Origin of the sequence: Nosocomiicoccus massiliensis, assembly GCF_002871345.2 — a bacterium.
Taxonomy (GTDB): Bacteria; Bacillota; Bacilli; order Staphylococcales; family Salinicoccaceae; genus Nosocomiicoccus; species Nosocomiicoccus ampullae_A.
This window is the reverse complement of record NZ_CP136964.1, coordinates 1503925-1521742: the sequence shown is the minus strand read 5'-3', so window position 1 is coordinate 1521742 and position 17818 is coordinate 1503925. Positions and strand designations below refer to the sequence as shown.

The window sequence follows — 17818 nt, the reverse complement described above, 5'->3', positions numbered from 1 at the left end:
TAATCTCCTTTTATTTTATAATTATTTATTGTAATAAAGTTTTACCCGTCATTTCTTTTGGTTGGTCTATACCTAATAAATCTAACACTGTCGGTGCTAAATCTGCAAGTCGACCACTCGCTACATTTACACCTTTTTTAGTAACGATGACCGGAACGTCGTTTGTCGTATGTGCGGTCATCGGTTCCCCGTTTAGTTGTACGACTTCGTCAGCGTTACCGTGGTCTGCAGTAATGACTGCAACACCACCTTGAGAGATAATCTCATCGACAATTTCACCAAGGCATTCGTCAACTGTTTCCACTGCTTTAATTGTCGGTTCTAACATTCCGCTATGTCCGACCATATCTGGATTTGCGAAGTTTAAAATCATCATGTCTAAGTTGCCTTTTTTAAGACGATTAATCGCTTTGTCCTTTACTTCGTACGCACTCATCTCAGGTTTTAAGTCATACGTTGCGACTTTTGGCGAGTTCACGAGAATGCGTTCTTCGTTATTAAATTCTTCGTGACGGCCACCTGACATAAAGTACGTGACGTGTGGATACTTTTCAGTTTCTGCAATACGTAACTGACTCATTCCGGCATTTGAAACGACTTCACCGATAGTATTTACTAAATCTTCTTTTTCAAACACGATACTCGCGTCGATGCTATCATCATATTTCGTAAACGTCGTAAATTTTACGTTTTCAAATGGTTCGATTAAAAACTCATCAAAACCTTTTTCCGCAAACACTTTAGATAATTGAACCGCACGGTCTGGTCTAAAGTTATAAAAGATCATCGAATCGTTATCTTTTAAAAATCTTTCTTTTTGTCCGACGATAAACGGCGAAACAAACTCGTCGTATATCTCAGCCTCATACGCACGTTCTACACCGGTACGTGCCGTTTTAAATAAAGGCCCTGCACCGTAGTGAATCGCGTCGTGTGTCTTTTTTGTACGCTCATAACGACGGTCTCTATCCATCGCATAATATCTTCCAGAAATCGTCTTAAATTCACCAAGACCGATCGCTTCAAACTGTCTTTCTGCTTCATCGATATAAGTGAGTGCAGATTGCTGATCGACGTCACGGCCATCTAAAAATCCGTGTACGTAAACGCGCTTCACGCCTTTTTCTTTTGCGAGTTTTATAATTTCAAACATATGATTGTAATGAGAATGCACACCACCGTCAGACAATAGTCCCATAATATGGAGCGTACTGTCATTTGTTAACGCGTGGTCAATCGCTTCGTTTAGCGCTTTGTTTTTATAAAACTCTTTTGATTCTATCGATTTATTAATACGCGTTAAACTTTGGTATACGATACGGCCTGCGCCGATATTTAAGTGTCCGACTTCGGAATTCCCCATTTGACCTGCTGGAAGTCCGACGTCTTCGCCACATGCGACTAATCGGTTATTTGGATACTCACTCATGTAACGGTCAAAGTTTGGTTTATGCGCTTGTTTTACAGCGTTACCGAACGTTTCTTTTCGGCAACCGAATCCATCTAAAATAATTAAACCGACTGGTTTATGCATTGTGTGCACCTTCTAAAAGCGCGACAAAACTTTCAACTTCAAGTGACGCTCCACCGACGAGTGCACCGTCAATATGTGGTTCACTCATATATTCTTTAATGTTTTCGGGTTTTACTAATCCACCATACTGGATACGTACTGCTTCACTAATTTCTGTATTAAATGTTTTTTCAATCGTTTCACGAACGAGTTGACACATTTTGTTTGCGTCTTCACTCGTCGCACTTTTACCTGTACCAATCGCCCAAATCGGCTCATACGCAACGACAATTTTTTTAGCGTCTTCAGCATCTACATCTTTAAAAGCTTTTTCAATTTGTGTCGTAATCTTCTCGATATATGTCTCATTTTCGCGCTCTTCTAACGTTTCACCACAACATACAATCGGTACGACGTCTTTTTCTAACGCTTTTAACACTTTTTTATTGACGGATTCATCTGTCTCATTAAACATTTCACGGCGTTCAGAGTGACCAATAATGACGTAGTCTACACCTAAGTCACTTAAACTATCAATTGATACTTCCCCAGTAAACGCCCCTTGTGCTTCAAAGTGTCCGTTCTCTGCACCGATTCCGACTTTGTCGTTCGTCGCTTGAACGAGTCTATCGAGATGAATAAACGGCGCACAAATCGCCGCATCTACTCCGCTTGGTAAATCTTTCGTTAGTAATTCTTTTAAAAACGCTTCTGCTTCATTAACTGTTTTGTGCATCTTCCAATTTCCTGCAATAAATGGTGTACGCATAATTATCTCCTTACTTATCATTTAGTGCTTTAATACCAGGTAATTCTTTACCTTCTAAAAATTCTAGTGACGCACCGCCACCTGTAGAAATGTGTGTGAAATCTTCTTCGAAACCAAGCTGTTCAGCTGCTGTTGCAGAGTCTCCACCACCGATAATCGTAATTGCGTCTTCTAGCTTCGCAAGTGATTCACATACTTTAATCGTACCTTGTGCGAAATTAGACATTTCAAACACACCCATCGGTCCGTTCCATACGACTGTTTTCGCGTCCTTTAGAACTTCTTCAAACAATTCTACTGTTTTTGGACCAACGTCTAATGCCATTTCATCTGCTTCAATCTCTGAAGCGTCTCTTACAGCGTGCTCACTGTCGTTACTAAATTCTTTAGCTGCAACGACGTCAACCGGTAATACGAGCTTATCTTTCCCTTTTTCAAGAAGAGATTTTGCGAGATCGAGTTTATCTTCTTCAACGAGTGACTTTCCAGTGTCATAGCCTTGAGCACGTAAAAACGTGTTCGCCATTCCGCCACCGATTAGAATTTTATCAGCTTTTTCAAGTAAGCTTTCGATTACCGTTATTTTATCTGACACTTTTGCGCCACCTAAAATCGCAACGAGTGGACGTTTTGGATTTAATACCGCTTCACCTAAGAAGTCGATTTCTTTTTCGATTAAAAATCCTGACACAGCAGGTAAATGTTCAGAAATCCCAACGTTTGATGCGTGAGATCTATGTGCTGTTCCGAATGCGTCGTTAACAAACACATCCCCGAGTGACGCCCAGTATTTACCGAGGGCTTCATCATTTTTACTTTCTTTTTTACCATCAAGATCTTCAAAACGAGTATTTTCTACAAGAAGTACTTCTCTATTCTTTAAGTCTTCAATTGCTGATTCTAACTCTTCACCTTTTGTCGTGTTTACAAAATATACGTCTTGATCTAATTTTTCACTTAAACGATTACCGACTGGTAATAACGATAGTGTTTCTAAATCTTCTTCTGTTTTTACACGTCCAAGGTGAGAGAATAATACAACTTTACCGCCTGCATTAATAATGTACTTAATTGTAGGAAGTGCAGCTGTAATTCGTTTATCGTTTGTGATTTTACCGTCTTCTAACGGTACGTTAAAATCTGCACGTACAAGTACAGTCTTCCCTTTTAAATCTAGATCTTTAATAGTTGCTTTCATAATAATCCTCCAAATAATATACACTTATTTAATTATATCGTTTATTTGAATTATTTTAAACGGTTACATGTATAATCACGCTTGAACCGATTCAATATACTCGTATATCGTAAAGAAATCGGTAATACCTTCTTGAATAATCGTATCTTCGTGTAAGATCACTGGTACACGAATCATATACTTTTCAAGAAGAGTGTCATCTGTAGATATATCTACCTCATCATAGTTAATATTGTTAAAACTTTCTATTGCGTGTTTTAAATTTAACTTGGCATCGTCACATAATTTACAATTTGATGTCATGAGAAGTGTAAGTTTCATATTTCTGAAATCCTCTTTTTAATATTTTTAAAGGAAGATTTTATAATCAACCTAGCCACTTAAAATAAAAAAAGCCATGTGAATTTCATGTTATATTGAATGTACCACCAACCAATATAAGGAGAATTCACATGACCCATGTAGATAATAACACAGAATCACGCAAATCTAAACACCTTACATACGGTGAAATGAAGAAAATTGAAGCGTATAAAGCACTTGATTTATCCAATCGAAAGATTGCGTCTTTGCTTGGACGTAGTCCACAAACCATCAATAATGCCATCAATACAGCGTCTGTCACGCAGAAAAGCCAACAGAAACAGAATGGCAAGACGTATACCTACTATAAAAAGGTCTACTCCGCAGAGCTGCATCATGACATTTATCTGCGAAATCGTGCGAACTGTGGCCGCCGTCCCAAATGGGTGGAAACGGAGCGATTCACTGAATGGGCGGATCGAAAAATGCTTGAAGACAAATGGTCTCCAGATACAGTGGTTAATAAAGCCATGGACCTGTTTGATCCGGCGATCATTCCAAGTACTTCAACCCTCTACAATTGGATCGACAGTGGCATCATGCGCACCAAGAATATCGACTTACTCGAAAAGGTTGGACGGAAACCGCGGTCTACCAAAGGTCGAGTGCGACGAAATGTAAAAGTTTTGGGTACCTCAATCGAAGAACGGCCAAAATCCGTAGAGAATCGCCAAGAATTTGGTCATTGGGAAATTGATACCGTCATTGGAAAAATTGATGCCGATGAACCTGTTCTATTGACGCTCGTAGAGCGAAAGACACGCTTTGAGAAAATTTTCAAAATTGCGGGTCAGAGAGCTGATGCGGTAGACCAAACTCTGCAGAGCTTTATACAGTCCTTAAAAGGATTGGACAGTCAGATTTTTAAAACAGTCACTTCGGATAACGGAAGTGAGTTCGCCAACCTATCCCATCTGTCTGAAGAAACCGATGTGTATTTTTGCCATCCTTTTGCTTCTTTTGAACGTGGAACGAGTGAGAATCAACATAAGATTATCCGGCGTTTCTTGCCGAAACATCAGTCTCTTAAAGAAGTAAGCGACCGCCAGGTCCAGCGGATTCAACAATGGATGAACGATTATCCAAGAAGAATTCTGGACTATAAAACACCCCACCAGGCTTTTGTGCAAGAGTTGAAGCAATTGGATTTAGAACTGGCTGCTTAATCTTTTGCTTGACCTGGGGCCCTTATGGGCATGACTTGCCCTGTGTGTTGTTTGAAGTTGAACGCAAACATCCACCACACATCCCGCTTTGCGGATATCTTGCCCATACCCACGTCAAGCAAAAGACTGTAAGAAAGCGTACAATATAACTTTGTGAAATTTACTGAAATAACTATTTTCAAGTGGCTAACTTAAACTTGAAATTTAAGTAATATTTTTAAATAACTCATAAATCATTTCAGTAATAATTATCCCCATCGCAATCGATAAAGAAATTATCGCTGCTTGAAACCCTGTTTCTAATGATTCTAAGTAATTATTCTCAACTACTGCGCGTACTGCCTCATATGCTTTACCTCCTGGAACGAGTGGAATTAAACCACATGTCACAAATACGATGAGTGGCGCTTGTAATCTTTTAGTGAAAAATATCGCTGTACTTGTCATCGTTATCGCAGCAACAAAGTTTGCGATTAAATCATCAATACCAATTGTCTGACTTAAAAGATAAAACATGACCCACCCAAAAGCACCTGTTATACCACTTGATACGAGATGTCTTCTAGGGATATTAAATATAATGCCGAAGCTAAATGATGCAAAAAAACTAAGTATAAACTGTACGATAAATACCATGTTCATTTAACCTCCTAAATAATTAAAAATACTGTACCGACACCAGCACCAATCGCAATCGCTGTGAGTCCTGCTTCAATACCTTTCATACTCCCTGCTAAAAAGTGACCACGAATGAGTTCTCTTAGAGCATTTGTAATCGGTACTCCTGGAACGAGGGGCATTACTGACGCGATGATGATCGTATCAACGTTTACGCCGTATCCAAAACGTACATATAACACCGCAAATAACGCGATTAAAAATGCAGCAAGAATCTCTGTGAAAAACTTTATTTTTGTGTAACGCTGGATCCACTCTGTAACTAATACACCTAATGCACCTGCAAATATAGTAATCGGTAAATCTTTGACTGAACCATTAAACATCATTAAAAACATTGAAGCGGCAATTCCACCAAATAATACGACGAGCCATAACGGAAACATTCTCGTTTCACTAATTCTATTTACCGCTTCTTTCGCATCAGCAATAGGCATTCCGTTAATTATTTGACGTGAAAGTTCATTAATATTTACTACTTTTTCTAAGTTATTATTTCGTGTGATTATACGAATTTGTTGAGATAATCCGTAATCATTCATGGATAATATAATAACAGTCGTTGCAACAAACACTTGGACATTCTCTACACCATAGTGCTTTGCGATTCTCTCCATCGTATCTTCTACACGATACGTTTCCGCACCATTTTCCATCAACGTTTTCCCACAGTTTAGCGCCACGAAGAACACTTTTCTCACATATTTTAAATCAAGACTATCATCTGGACGGTCTAATTGTTCTAATTGGTCAAGCATACATTAGCCTCCAAAAATAAGGTATACATCATTATACTAAATCGAGACTAAAATAGTAACGCACTTTACACACTTGGCACAAATAGATGTCCATTTGTTGAAGCCATAATTGCTTTAATAGAATGAAGCCTATTCTCAGCTTGTATAAACTGTTTTGCGTTCGGACTTTTAAACACATCATCCGTAACTTCCATTTCATCGATACCATACTTTTCTTTTACGTAATTTCCTACTTCTGTATCTGTATTATGAAACGCAGGAAGACAGTGCATAAAAATATACTCCCCTTCAATATAAGACACAAGTTCTTTATTCACTTGATATTTGTATAACTCATCAATTCTTTCTTTAAACTTATCTTCTTCACCCATAGATGCCCATACATCAGTGTAGACAACTGTCGCTTTTTTAACAGCAACATTCGGATCTTTGTTAAATGTAATAGAAGCACCACTCTCAGAAGAAAGTTTTTCAATGAGTGCCAGAGTTCTAGTATTTGGACGCAAACATTCAGGTGAAGCGGTTGTCATATCGATACCTAGAATCGCGCACGTTGCCATGAGACTAATTGCGACATTACTAGAACCATCGCCACAAAAGACGACGTGCTGGTGATCAAAAGTGCCATAATGCTCTTTAATTGTCATGAAATCTGCAATCATTTGAGTCGGGTGCCACTCATCCGTCATACCGTTCCATATAGACACACCCGCCTGTTCGACAAAAGTCTCTACAATATTTTGTTTAGAAACACGGAGCATGATACCATCAAACATCGAACCAAACACTCTCTGAATCCTCAACGGACTCTTTCTTACCGAACTGAATGTCACTTTTAACGAGCGTTTCACTATGTGCACCAAGATCATGACTCGCTACAACGAAAGCCGAACGTGTTCTTGAAAATGTTTTTATCAAAAATGAGTGCGATATTTTGCCCCTCTAAATATTCATGTGGAATACGATTGGCCTTTAGATTTTTTAAATGAATAGAAAAATCAATTAAATATTCGAGTTCTGCTTTAGTAAAATCGTGCAACAAATTAAAATGTTTAGGATTAAACATACGACACCCCTTATATTATTTATGCTATACTTTGAATAATTAATATGAATACAGTATATTTAATTAAAATACTACGTCTTTTATTTATGTATATCCGTTATCCTTTTTAAGATAAGATAAAAAAACCTTTATGAGCAAAAACTCATAAAGGTTAAAAATTTATTTTTCAGTTTTTCTTCTTCTAACACCAATTAATGCAAGCAATCCTGCAAACATAGTAGCTACACCAGCTAGTGCAGTATTATTTTGAACTTGACCAGTATTTGGTAAAGTCTCCATACTTTCATTTGCAGTATTAATATTTGATGTAGGGTTAACTTCGTTCACTTTATTATCTTTTTTACTTACAGATATCTCTTCAGCCTGCATAACTTCATTGATATTTTCAGTGAAGTCTTCATACATGACGAAATTATCTGATTCAGTAGACTTTTCACTATCAGTTGGAACTTCAGATCTATCAGTATCAACTGGTTTTGATAGTTCTTCTGTCTCATCTGGTGTTTCTGATTCTTCTGGAACTACTGGTTCTGATGGTTCTTCTGTCTCACCTGGTGTTTTTGGTTCGTCTGGAACTACTGGTTCTGATGGTTCTTCTGTCTCACCTGGTGTTTTTGGTTCGTCTGGAACTACTGGTTCTGATGGTTCTTCTGTCTCACCTGGTGTTTTTGGTTCGTCTGGAACTACTGGTTCTGATGGTTCTTCTGTCTCACCTGGTGTTTTTGGTTCGTCTGGAACTACTGGTTCTGATGGTTCTTCTGTCTCACCTGGTGTTTCTGGTTCGTCAGGAATAACTACTTTTGTACCAATCAAATAAATCTCATCTATAGAATCTACATAAAGAGTTTCAATTAACTCATTTGAAGTTTCTACACCATTAATTGTAGTAATTAAATAAATTGAAGTGATAGAACCATTAATACCTTTTTGCTTAAGTACACGTTGACCGACTTCTAGTTCGTCTGACTCTTCCAAAATTATATTATATGGAATTTCTTCAACTTCTGTTCTTTCAAAATTTTGAACTACTTTGTTTCCATGTATTTCAATTCTATCAATCGGTTCTCTTATTATAACATGGTCTTTGTATTCATCGATTATATGACCATTTTCATACGTAGTATGTGTTGTCACTTCCTCGAGACCAGTTCTACCCTCTTGTTCAACGATAATTTCACCTTTAGCGACATTATCATCGTATCTTATTATAATATCATATGGGATCTCTACCACTTCAGTAGTTGATGTCGTTTCAGTATTCTTTTTTGTACCAACATAAACTTCGATATCATATGATGTTCCTCTGAATGAGCCGAAATTCGAAACTATTGAAGTAAAACCACTGCTGACATCTAGATAGTCATAGTAATATTTACTTTCATCTAGCATTCCAAGTGCCTCTTTAATCACTTCGTCAACTGTCATATAGTTAATTAAGTTTTCATTAGAATATAGTTTATTATTATATTCATCCTTAATAGTTATTGATTTTAATGTACGTCTACGATCAGTATTATCATATAAAACATATGATGGTACAAGTGGTTTGTCATTATCAGAAATAACAGTATCAGATTCATTTAATAAATAAACATTATACTTATATTGATAACTCCCCCTAGTTATCCCACCAATTGTAGTAGAAGAACCACTTCTTGAAATCAATTGTTTATTTTGATATTTGTATAAAGTACCGTTTTCATTATTAAAATCATTAATGAAATCTTCTAATCTATTATCAAAAGTTTTACCTATAAACGAAATGTTTGCGATAGTTTTAAGCGTTTTAGAATCAATTAACATTAATGTATTAGTATATCCGTTAGTCATATCGTCTACTTTAGTTGGATCAAATGTTCCAACTACGTTAATCTCTTTAACTGCATCTTGTTCTTCTACATTAATGAGCACTCTAGAAAGCTCTTCACCATTGAATAATGAAGTTTCATCTTCTGCGTCTATTTCATTTGTTGAACTTTCATCAATGTTCATTGTTGAAAACGTTTCTTCTGAAGATATATGATTATTAAGGTCATGAGATGACTCTAGAAGTTCTTCACTGGAAAAATCATCAATTGTTACGGTTTCTTTTTCTTTTATTACTTCTTTATCTGATTCAAACTCTACTTCTAAATCAACATCTTCGATTTCCGCTTCTACTTGTATAGCAGCTTGTTCAGTTTCTAATTGATCTTCAAAATCATTATTAACAGTTTCTGCTTTTTCAGTTTCTAACTTTAAATCTTCTTCTACACTATCATTTTCTGGTTCAGCTTCTACTTCTAAATCATTATTAAGATTTAAAAGCTCTACTTCAACCATCTCAATTTTTGGTTCGTTCAAATCATGTGAGATTTCTTCATCATTCGTAAATTCGGAATGACTATCTACTTCACTTGCTTGAGCTTCTGACCCGTATGTATAAGTTAAAAATCCAGCCATTGATATAAGTGTGATTTTACCCAAATGTTTCTTTTTTTTCATAGAATACCCTCCAAAATAATTTTAATTATCACTTTATATTATAGCAACTTATATTTTTTATACAATAGTATTATAATTTAATATTTTTCAAAAAAATTTAATGTCACTAAGTAATTAATTGTTTATAACTTTTTATTTCGTCTATATATAGATATAAGAAGTTTTATGGGGGTATCATTATGAATTTAAAAGATTATGGCAAAGATCCACTGACGATTAATATTGAAGACGCTACGTTACAAAATGAAAATTTTAGAACTACTTTATGGACAGGCGACTTTTTTCAAATCACGCTAATGTCTATTCCTGTTGGAGGCGACATTGGTCTTGAGATTCATAAAGACACAGACCAATTTTTACGACTAGAACAAGGAAAAGGCAAAGTACAAATGGGTGATTCTAAAGAAGACTTATCTTATGAAAAAGAAGTTGCTGCAGATGATGTGGTAATTGTACCTTCAGGTAAATACCATAATATTACCAATATGGGCGACGTACCTATGAAAGTATACTCTATTTATGCACCGCCTCATCATCCAAAAGGGACTGTTCATGAAACACAAGACGATGCGATTGAAGAAGAAGGTCATGAACTTTAGATTTTTATAATATCCGACATAATATTATGTCGGATATTTTTTATCACCACTCAAATTCCGTTTAAATGCCTCTGTTTTAGGGAATGACATGAATACTAAGATGTGAGCGGAGGATATCCATTATGGGACATATAGAATACTTACAAAATACGAATGATTTAAAATTAAAAGTCGCACATTACACAGAAACAGGTATACCTGAAAGCCATATTACGATTATTACGAGAGAAAGCGTAAAAGACTATTTAAAATCTAGACCAGATATTAAAGAAGTCATTGTGTCAGAAGGTCATACGATTAAAGATACTTTTAATGACGCACAAGATTATCCATTTAATCGCATGTCTCACTATAGCATTGATGACTAAGAACGTGTTTTAGAAGATGGTGGTATGCTTTTATATGTTGATGACGAAGCCATCTCATCTGTTTCTAATGATTCTGATATGTTGAAAACAGATGACAAAACGCTAGATTTACACGAAGAGGTCCTTGAAGTCAGTAAAGAAAATGTCCATCGCGGAGATGTCATTGTAAATAAAGAAACACATACAAAATTAGAAGAGTTTGATGTACCCATCAAAGAAGAAGAAGTCACTGTTGAACGCCGTAAAGTGGAAGGCGAGCCCTTATTTGAAGCATACAATAATACAGAAGATTCCGATGATGATCTAAATATAATCCGCATCCCAATTACTAGAGAACGTATTAAAATTATAAAAGAGAAAGTAGTTACTGAGGAAATCATTATTAGAAAAGAAGTTGTAGAAAACACGGAACACGTTTCTGGTACACTCCGTTATGAAGACGTGACTGTCTCTGAACGTTTGAATAAACCAGAAGACAAATGATAATCGCCTCTTAAGCAAAGCTTAAGAGGCGTGTTTATTATTCTTGTTCTATTTCTTCTTTATTCTTAGTAACATAGCTGAGTAAATCTAACATGACACGCGCTGCTGTTTGACCTGTCATTTGAGTTGGGTCATATTGCGGTGCTACTTCAACGCAATCAAATCCAATGACTTCACCGTGACTTGCAATTGCTTTTAATAATTCATTCACTTCGTCATAGAGTAACCCACCTGGTGACGGTGTACCCGTACCTGGTGTAATCGACGGATTGAGCCCATCTATGTCAATTGTAATATAGTATTTCTCGCCTTTAGGAAGTAAGTCTAGAATACCCTTCACGCCTATGTCTCTCATTTTTTTCGGAGAAAGAATTGTCGCTCCGTAATCGCGGGCTGCATCCACATCTTCTTTTAAGCTACTACTTATACCTCTAATTCCTAACTGGAAGATATCTTTAACATGGTCCATTTCTGATAAACGTCTAATACAGTTTCCATGGCCATAACGCATGCCCGAACGATGATCTGCCCAGTCTAAATGTGCGTCAATCTGAATTACATGAAAGGGACCTAACTTCTCTAGTCCTTTGCCAACTGCTGCTGTAATTGAATGGTCCCCACCAATGACGACTGGCATCGCCCCTTTATCTACAATTTTACGAATCGCTTCTTCAGTATTGTCATGCGACTGCATAATATCTCCATGGACGATATCTACATCTCCACAGTCGACAACTTTCCATTTTGGTCCGAGATACATGACATCATTTTCTATATCATACGCACCGTTTAAACCAAAGCTGTATAATGTAGAACCTTCACGCACTGCACGCGGGCCCATACGCGCACCCGATCTCCACTGAGTACCCATATCATTTGGTACACCAATAACCGCTACATCTGCATCTAATTCATCTAAATTCGCACATACTGGATACTTTCCAAATGTACAAATGCCTGTAAAAGGTAAGTTTAAAAATTGTTTTTCTTCTGGTTTAACCATGCTTAATTCCTCCTAAATGTTTTGAATTCACAAACTTTTTTTCTGTTTCTATTGTTTTATTAACAATGAGTAAAGCAATTGCACCAAAAATTAATACTGTTAGGATGCCATATGTTGCTGCCATATTTTGACTTCCTGTAATATTTAAAATCGTGCTGTAAGTAGCAGTAGAAATAGCGAGTCCAAATGAATACCCAAGTGAACTTGTCATCTTATATACTCCAGATGCAATACCTGCTTTGTCGTCATCGATATGGGCAAGAGCTGTGTCAATCGATGGAGTTGCATACATACCAATTCCAACACCAGCTACTAAGAATCCAATAAATGCGACGATTACATAAGGTAGGTCTGGCAAGAATGTCATTGCTGCTAAACTCATTCCAATCGCTGCTACAAATATTGAAATAACCATAGGACGTCTTGGTCCTTGTTTTTGTAGCATACGTTCACCAACTCTAATCATGATGAGAAGTGCGACGACGTTACCGACTGTTAATAACCCAGTTTCAAAAGCTGAAAAACCTCTCTCTACTTGTACATAGATGTTTGCAACTACGATATTTGCTGCAATCGCGTTTGTAAAGAAGTTAGATGCGACAGCTCCTGTGTACGCTTTACTTTTAAATAAGTTAAAATCTATAAATTGTATTTTACGATTTTTCTCATATAGATAGTACACAATGAATAATAGTGCTGTTACGCCACCAATGATGAGTGTTGTTGGGTTCAACCATCCAAGAGAATCCCCTTGAGTGATGAGTAAATTTGCTCCGATAAGTGCGACTACGAAAATACCAAAACCGACGTAATCAAACCCTTCATTACTTTCAGTTTTAGCTTTACTCTCTTTGATATCTCTTAAGATCCACATTGAGATGAGCGCAACTGCGATTGAAAAAACAAAAATCCATTTCCATCCAAGGTATGTAGCAATAAATCCACCGGCTAACGTTGCGATACCACCGCCACCCCAAGAACCAAATGACCAATAGCTGAGCGCGCGTTGTCTTTCCGTTTCGTTAAACGCCGTTTTAATGAGACTTAGTGTTGCAGGCATAATCAGTGCTGCAGAAATCCCTTGAATTGCACGTCCTATAATTAAGATGACACTTGAGAATGAAATAATAACTAGCAAGCTTCCTACAATACTTAGAACCAATCCTAAATATGTCATTCTCTTTCTTCCACTTCTGTCTGCAATGCCTCCGCCTACTACTATAAATAATCCAGAGAACAAAGCGGTTACACTGGTTGCGATATTAAGCATAGATAAGTTTATATCCATATCTTTTTGCATAGCCGGAATAATATTAATCATCGACTGTGCAAACAACCAAAACGTCAATACTGCAAGAACAATACCAAAAATATATAAATTGTTTTTACTCTGATCAGATGCCATACGTGTATCCTCCGTTTCATAAAACCGTTTTCTTAATTTTAATATTAGAATACTGCAATAGTTTTGTGAAATATATATAATATATATAAATATAAGTATTTTTTATAGGAGGACGAAATGGACTTAAGACAACTCAAGTATTTAGATATGATTATCGAACACAAAACGATGTCACGCGCAGCAAATGCACTCTATATATCACAACCAGCGCTAACGATTTCAATTCATAATTTAGAAAAGGAATTGGGCTTTAAAATCATTCAAAGAGGAGAAGATGGATATATACTGACAGAATCAGGTAAGAGATTTTATAGCCATGCAAAACTCGTTCTTTCTTCATTTACAAATCTTGAAGAAGATATTCAGTTTATAAGAGATAATGGTTCTGGAAGACTTAAAATAGGGATTACAGAAGAATTCAGAGCAGTAATTCCTGAATTATTTGAAACATTTATGAATGATAACCCGACATATGACATTAAGTTGATTGAGGGTACAACAGGCGAAATTATAAATAGACTTCGGTTACATGAAGTGCATTTCTGTTTGACACCACTAAGTTATTTAGACGAGGATATGGAATCTCATCTATTAACCCATAATAAATATTCATTATTAGTTAGAGCAGAAGATGTTGAAAAATACAAAGATAAAACTAGCCTTTCAACATTAAAAGATTTTAACTTTATAGCTGTTGAAAATTATTATAATTTTAATGAATTTATTAAGAAGAATGATATTCATTATAATAACTTACTGCAAGTATCTTCAATAGGAGCTGCAGTAAGACTTGTAAAAAAAGGGCTAGGAATTTCTGTAATTCCTGAACTTTACGCAAGGAACTATACAAATCCAGAAGTCAAAAGCGTTAAGTTAAAATATGATTTATATGGACCTGACTTGTATTTGAACTATATGAAGCGGCAAAACTTTCCACCAGCAATTGAAGATTTCATGACAGAAATAAAAGAATATGTTGCAGCAATAAACACATAAAAATATCCAGGTCATTAGACCTGGATTAGACTTTATTCTAAACCTAAATTTTGTCTGTATGCATTTGAGATTTCGTTGATACTCTCGTCATATGGTATAAAGTACCATAACCCGTCATTTAAGACAGCATCTTCACCTTCTAATTGCACGCGCTCGACGTTTTTCTTCGCACCGTAATAGCGAAGTGCCATTAAGCTAATTTCTCTAGAAGATAAATCTGTTTTCACATTGTCTCCTAACGTATCAAACACTGAATTGATGTGAAGTAAGCCTTTAGGACTTAACATTTTAGTTGCAAGAGACTCTAATACGAGTTGCTGACGTTCTTGTCGTCCATTGTCACCACCAGAGCCTTCTTCATAACGACTTCTTATAAACTTCAGTGCGGTATCACCGTCCATTTTATACGTTTCACCTTCGACAAAATCAATGCCTTTAACTGTAAAAGTGCCGTTACTTTTGACTTTAACGCCACCAACACTATCAATTAAATGCTTCACACTGTCCATATTCATAGCGACGTAATGATCTACCGGTGCCCCCATAAAGTTTTCAACTGTATTTACTGCCATTTCCGGGCCACCATAAGCATAAGCGTGGTTAATTTTTTCAAACGTATCGTAGCCAACAATCTCCGTACGCGTATCACGTGGAATACTTACGAGCATTGTCTTTTTCTCTTTTGGATTAATAGACAGTAACATAATCGCATCACTTCGTTCACCACCAGATAATCCGCGTTCACTATCTGAGTCTACTCCAAAAATAGCTACAGAAAATGGCTCACCTTTTAAATAACTCACCTTATTATCTCGGTACTCTGAATACTCTCGGTCCAGTGGTTGGTTAATATCGTTACTTAAGCTAAACAATTTAAAAATCATAAATCCGATAAATAAAATTACAGCGATAATTAATAAAACGAATATTTTTTTAAATAACTTTCGCTTTTTCTTCGGCTTTTTCGGTGCTTCATATTTAACATTTTGGTCATTTTGACTATTTAGTCGGTCGTCCCTACTATATTCAGACATACTTGGCGCCTCTTTCTTTAAAATCATGTATATTATAGCACGAAGCAGCCGGATGCACGAACATTAACGTGCACCACCACCTCCGCCGCCTCCGGCGCCAGCTCCACCGCCCATTCCAGTAGCTCCACCCAAACCACTGGATGCTTGAGAACTATTAAATCCACCACTTGATAATCCTTGGTTTATAGAGTTTGTCGTATTATTAAAGAGATAGAAGTAATTTGGGTAAAAATAATTCTCCTCAGATTTATTTAAATGATATTTTTTAAATCTTGATTCAATTTCATCTGTTACCCCAAGTAAATAAATATAAATGAGTTCTTCTGTTTGAATTTCATCATTTTTAACACGTTCTAACCATGTATTCTCATCTTCATTTTGTAAGTAATTACTATACTTAACGAAGTGTTCAATTAAGTCATGTCCCTTAGTGGTTGGTATTATAACTTCAAAAGGTACAAACGCAGCTGAATCTTTCTCAACTTTAATATACCCATTTTCCTCTAAATATTCTTTTGAGTAATCTTCGAGGTAATCCGCAACTTTAGAAACATCTGTTGCGTTCTTTTTAAACCACTTTTCCAGGTTCTTTTTGGTGATTACTTTATGATCATCCATCGCATTTAAAAACATCATCCATAGTAATAACTCATAATCTCCGTTATATGTTTCGTTTTCAATTTGTTTTAATGCTTCTTCAAAATATTTACCGTACTCCTCATTCACTGTCTCATAATCTTTTACAATAATTGAGGTATTTCTTTTATTTAATTTTTTGGAGTCATCTTCAAACTCAATTTCAATACGATTATCTCGATGCCATTTTATTATATATGCAGATATAAACTGCTCAAAATACGCATAGTCTAAATGATTAAGTAAGTATGCGTACCCTGCATAATCGTTCATTTTTGACGGTGGTATTTTTGTTGATGAATTTTTTAAGTCCTTTTTAATTGTATACCCTGATTTAATATGACCACGTGATTTTTTCTTACGATTTGCAATCCATAATCCAGCAATCGTCCATAGCGCAACAATACTTCCAAATAGAATCCCTAACCCTGAGAAAATTTTACCTGTAAGACTCATCTTCGGCCCAAGTGTTTCATTACTATCTAAATAATCCTCATTATAGTTTGAATTATGTAATGCCATACTTCTTTCTTCTTCTAACGTTTTATCTTTATTAGCATTTGTATTAAATAATTTCGAATCAAATTGTAAAAGTACCGTTGCATAGTTACTACCATCCATAGCTTCACTAGATTTCCAAACGATGTTTCCATCTTTTAAATGCATATTTCCAACAATACCAAATCCGTAAAATCGAACGTTATCTTTAGTGAATGGTTCGTATGATGAAATAGTCATCGTCATTTCATCAGTCGGTAGTTCTGTAAATGTATTAAAATCCCAGTAAATAGACTGTCCATCTTTTAAATTTTTTACCATGTTAGTTAATGTATAGTGAACGGTATAATTCTTATCTCCATACTCTCCAATTCCCCATACTAAATCAAAACCATCATCAGTATTTAAAACACTATATTTACCCGCTTTTTCATCACGCTTCCAGTCAGAATCCCATTCTTTTACTTCTTTAAATCCGTCTACAGAAAAGTGTGTTAATTTAGCACCTTGCATATCTTCTTCATTAAACACTATATAATTTTCTGTACCATCATCCATATTTTGTTTTCGTTCTTCAGTCACTTCTACTGAACCGTCTTTTTTAATATCAATATGAATGTTGATATTATCAATTTCATTTGCATATGCTTTAAAACTTATAGTTAAACTAAGTAAAACACTTAATAAAAATACGATATACTTCTTCATCACATTCCTCTTTCTAAAAAATTATTATTTATTTCTTTTGTCTTACTTATAATTGTAACAAAACTAATATACACAAAAAAGAAGGCGTTTCGC

16 protein-coding genes and 1 pseudogene are annotated in these 17818 nt (G+C 35.8%); 5 read left to right on the top strand and 12 right to left on the bottom strand.

The features are described from left to right. Positions 1 to 25: 25 nt before the first annotated feature. From gpmI to CJ229_RS07960, 4 genes are all read right to left on the bottom strand, one after another. Positions 26 to 1534, bottom strand: coding sequence for a 2,3-bisphosphoglycerate-independent phosphoglycerate mutase (gpmI, locus tag CJ229_RS07975; protein WP_102167707.1), 1509 nt, complete (start codon positions 1532 to 1534; stop codon positions 26 to 28). After that, positions 1527 to 2282, bottom strand: coding sequence for a triose-phosphate isomerase (gene tpiA, locus CJ229_RS07970; RefSeq protein WP_317846562.1), 756 nt, complete (start codon positions 2280 to 2282; stop codon positions 1527 to 1529). The genes gpmI and tpiA overlap by 8 nt, the downstream gene beginning before the upstream one ends. Before the next feature lie 10 nt (positions 2283 to 2292). After that, positions 2293 to 3483, bottom strand: coding sequence for a phosphoglycerate kinase (locus CJ229_RS07965; protein WP_102167733.1), 1191 nt, complete (start codon positions 3481 to 3483; stop codon positions 2293 to 2295). Positions 3484 to 3555: 72 nt separating this feature from the next. Further along, entirely contained in the window at positions 3556 to 3801 is a 246-nt protein-coding gene (locus CJ229_RS07960; RefSeq protein WP_102167705.1) for a glutaredoxin family protein, read from the bottom strand. A gap of 131 nt (positions 3802 to 3932) precedes the next feature. Here CJ229_RS07960 and CJ229_RS07955 point away from each other — a divergent pair, with 131 nt between their 5' ends. After that, positions 3933 to 5009, top strand: a complete 1077-nt coding sequence (locus CJ229_RS07955) for an IS30 family transposase (protein WP_068128648.1) — start codon at positions 3933 to 3935, stop codon at positions 5007 to 5009. Positions 5010 to 5213: 204 nt separating this feature from the next. On the opposite strand, the gene CJ229_RS07950 is transcribed toward CJ229_RS07955, so the two are convergent. The 4 genes and pseudogenes from CJ229_RS07950 to CJ229_RS07935 all read right to left on the bottom strand — a co-directional run bounded on the left by CJ229_RS07950 (position 5214) and on the right by CJ229_RS07935 (position 9995). Next, positions 5214 to 5651, bottom strand: coding sequence for a threonine/serine exporter family protein (locus tag CJ229_RS07950; RefSeq protein ID WP_257993708.1), 438 nt, complete (start codon positions 5649 to 5651; stop codon positions 5214 to 5216). Positions 5652 to 5659: 8 nt separating this feature from the next. Continuing rightward, positions 5660 to 6445: a threonine/serine exporter family protein gene (locus CJ229_RS07945; RefSeq protein ID WP_102167796.1), complete on the bottom strand. Its 786-nt coding sequence runs from the start codon at positions 6443 to 6445 to the stop codon at positions 5660 to 5662. Between the two features lie 65 nt (positions 6446 to 6510). Continuing rightward, positions 6511 to 7511: pseudogene (gene argF / locus CJ229_RS07940) on the bottom strand (ornithine carbamoyltransferase). Positions 7512 to 7670: 159 nt separating this feature from the next. Further along, positions 7671 to 9995: an LPXTG cell wall anchor domain-containing protein gene (locus tag CJ229_RS07935; protein WP_317846561.1), complete on the bottom strand. Its 2325-nt coding sequence runs from the start codon at positions 9993 to 9995 to the stop codon at positions 7671 to 7673. A gap of 179 nt (positions 9996 to 10174) precedes the next feature. Here CJ229_RS07935 and CJ229_RS07930 point away from each other — a divergent pair, with 179 nt between their 5' ends. The 3 genes from CJ229_RS07930 (at position 10175) to CJ229_RS07920 (ending at position 11445) form a co-directional block, all read left to right on the top strand. After that, positions 10175 to 10594 (top strand): cupin domain-containing protein, encoded by a 420-nt coding sequence (locus tag CJ229_RS07930; RefSeq protein WP_102167798.1) that lies wholly within the window; start codon positions 10175 to 10177, stop codon positions 10592 to 10594. 122 nt (positions 10595 to 10716) lie between these two features. Then, on the top strand, positions 10717 to 10962 hold the full coding sequence (locus tag CJ229_RS07925; RefSeq protein WP_070710163.1) for a hypothetical protein: 246 nt from the start codon (positions 10717 to 10719) through the stop codon (positions 10960 to 10962). Between the two features lie 24 nt (positions 10963 to 10986). Then, positions 10987 to 11445: a YsnF/AvaK domain-containing protein gene (locus CJ229_RS07920; RefSeq protein ID WP_102167799.1), complete on the top strand. Its 459-nt coding sequence runs from the start codon at positions 10987 to 10989 to the stop codon at positions 11443 to 11445. A 37-nt stretch (positions 11446 to 11482) separates the two neighbouring features. Here the strand turns inward: CJ229_RS07920 and speB are convergent, their stop codons facing one another. Then, complete coding sequence (gene speB / locus CJ229_RS07915) at positions 11483 to 12448, bottom strand: agmatinase (protein ID WP_317846560.1); 966 nt, start codon at positions 12446 to 12448, stop codon at positions 11483 to 11485. Beyond that, positions 12441 to 13853, bottom strand: a complete 1413-nt coding sequence (locus CJ229_RS07910) for an MFS transporter (RefSeq protein WP_102167801.1) — start codon at positions 13851 to 13853, stop codon at positions 12441 to 12443. The genes speB and CJ229_RS07910 overlap by 8 nt, the downstream gene beginning before the upstream one ends. A 117-nt stretch (positions 13854 to 13970) precedes the next feature. Here CJ229_RS07910 and CJ229_RS07905 point away from each other — a divergent pair, with 117 nt between their 5' ends. Next, positions 13971 to 14849: a LysR family transcriptional regulator gene (locus CJ229_RS07905; protein ID WP_317846559.1), complete on the top strand. Its 879-nt coding sequence runs from the start codon at positions 13971 to 13973 to the stop codon at positions 14847 to 14849. Positions 14850 to 14881: 32 nt separating this feature from the next. On the opposite strand, the gene CJ229_RS07900 is transcribed toward CJ229_RS07905, so the two are convergent. Then, positions 14882 to 15883: an LCP family protein gene (locus CJ229_RS07900; RefSeq protein WP_102167803.1), complete on the bottom strand. Its 1002-nt coding sequence runs from the start codon at positions 15881 to 15883 to the stop codon at positions 14882 to 14884. A gap of 63 nt (positions 15884 to 15946) precedes the next feature. Next, complete coding sequence (locus CJ229_RS07895) at positions 15947 to 17725, bottom strand: DUF2207 domain-containing protein (RefSeq protein WP_102167804.1); 1779 nt, start codon at positions 17723 to 17725, stop codon at positions 15947 to 15949. Between the last annotated feature and the right edge of the window lie 93 nt (positions 17726 to 17818).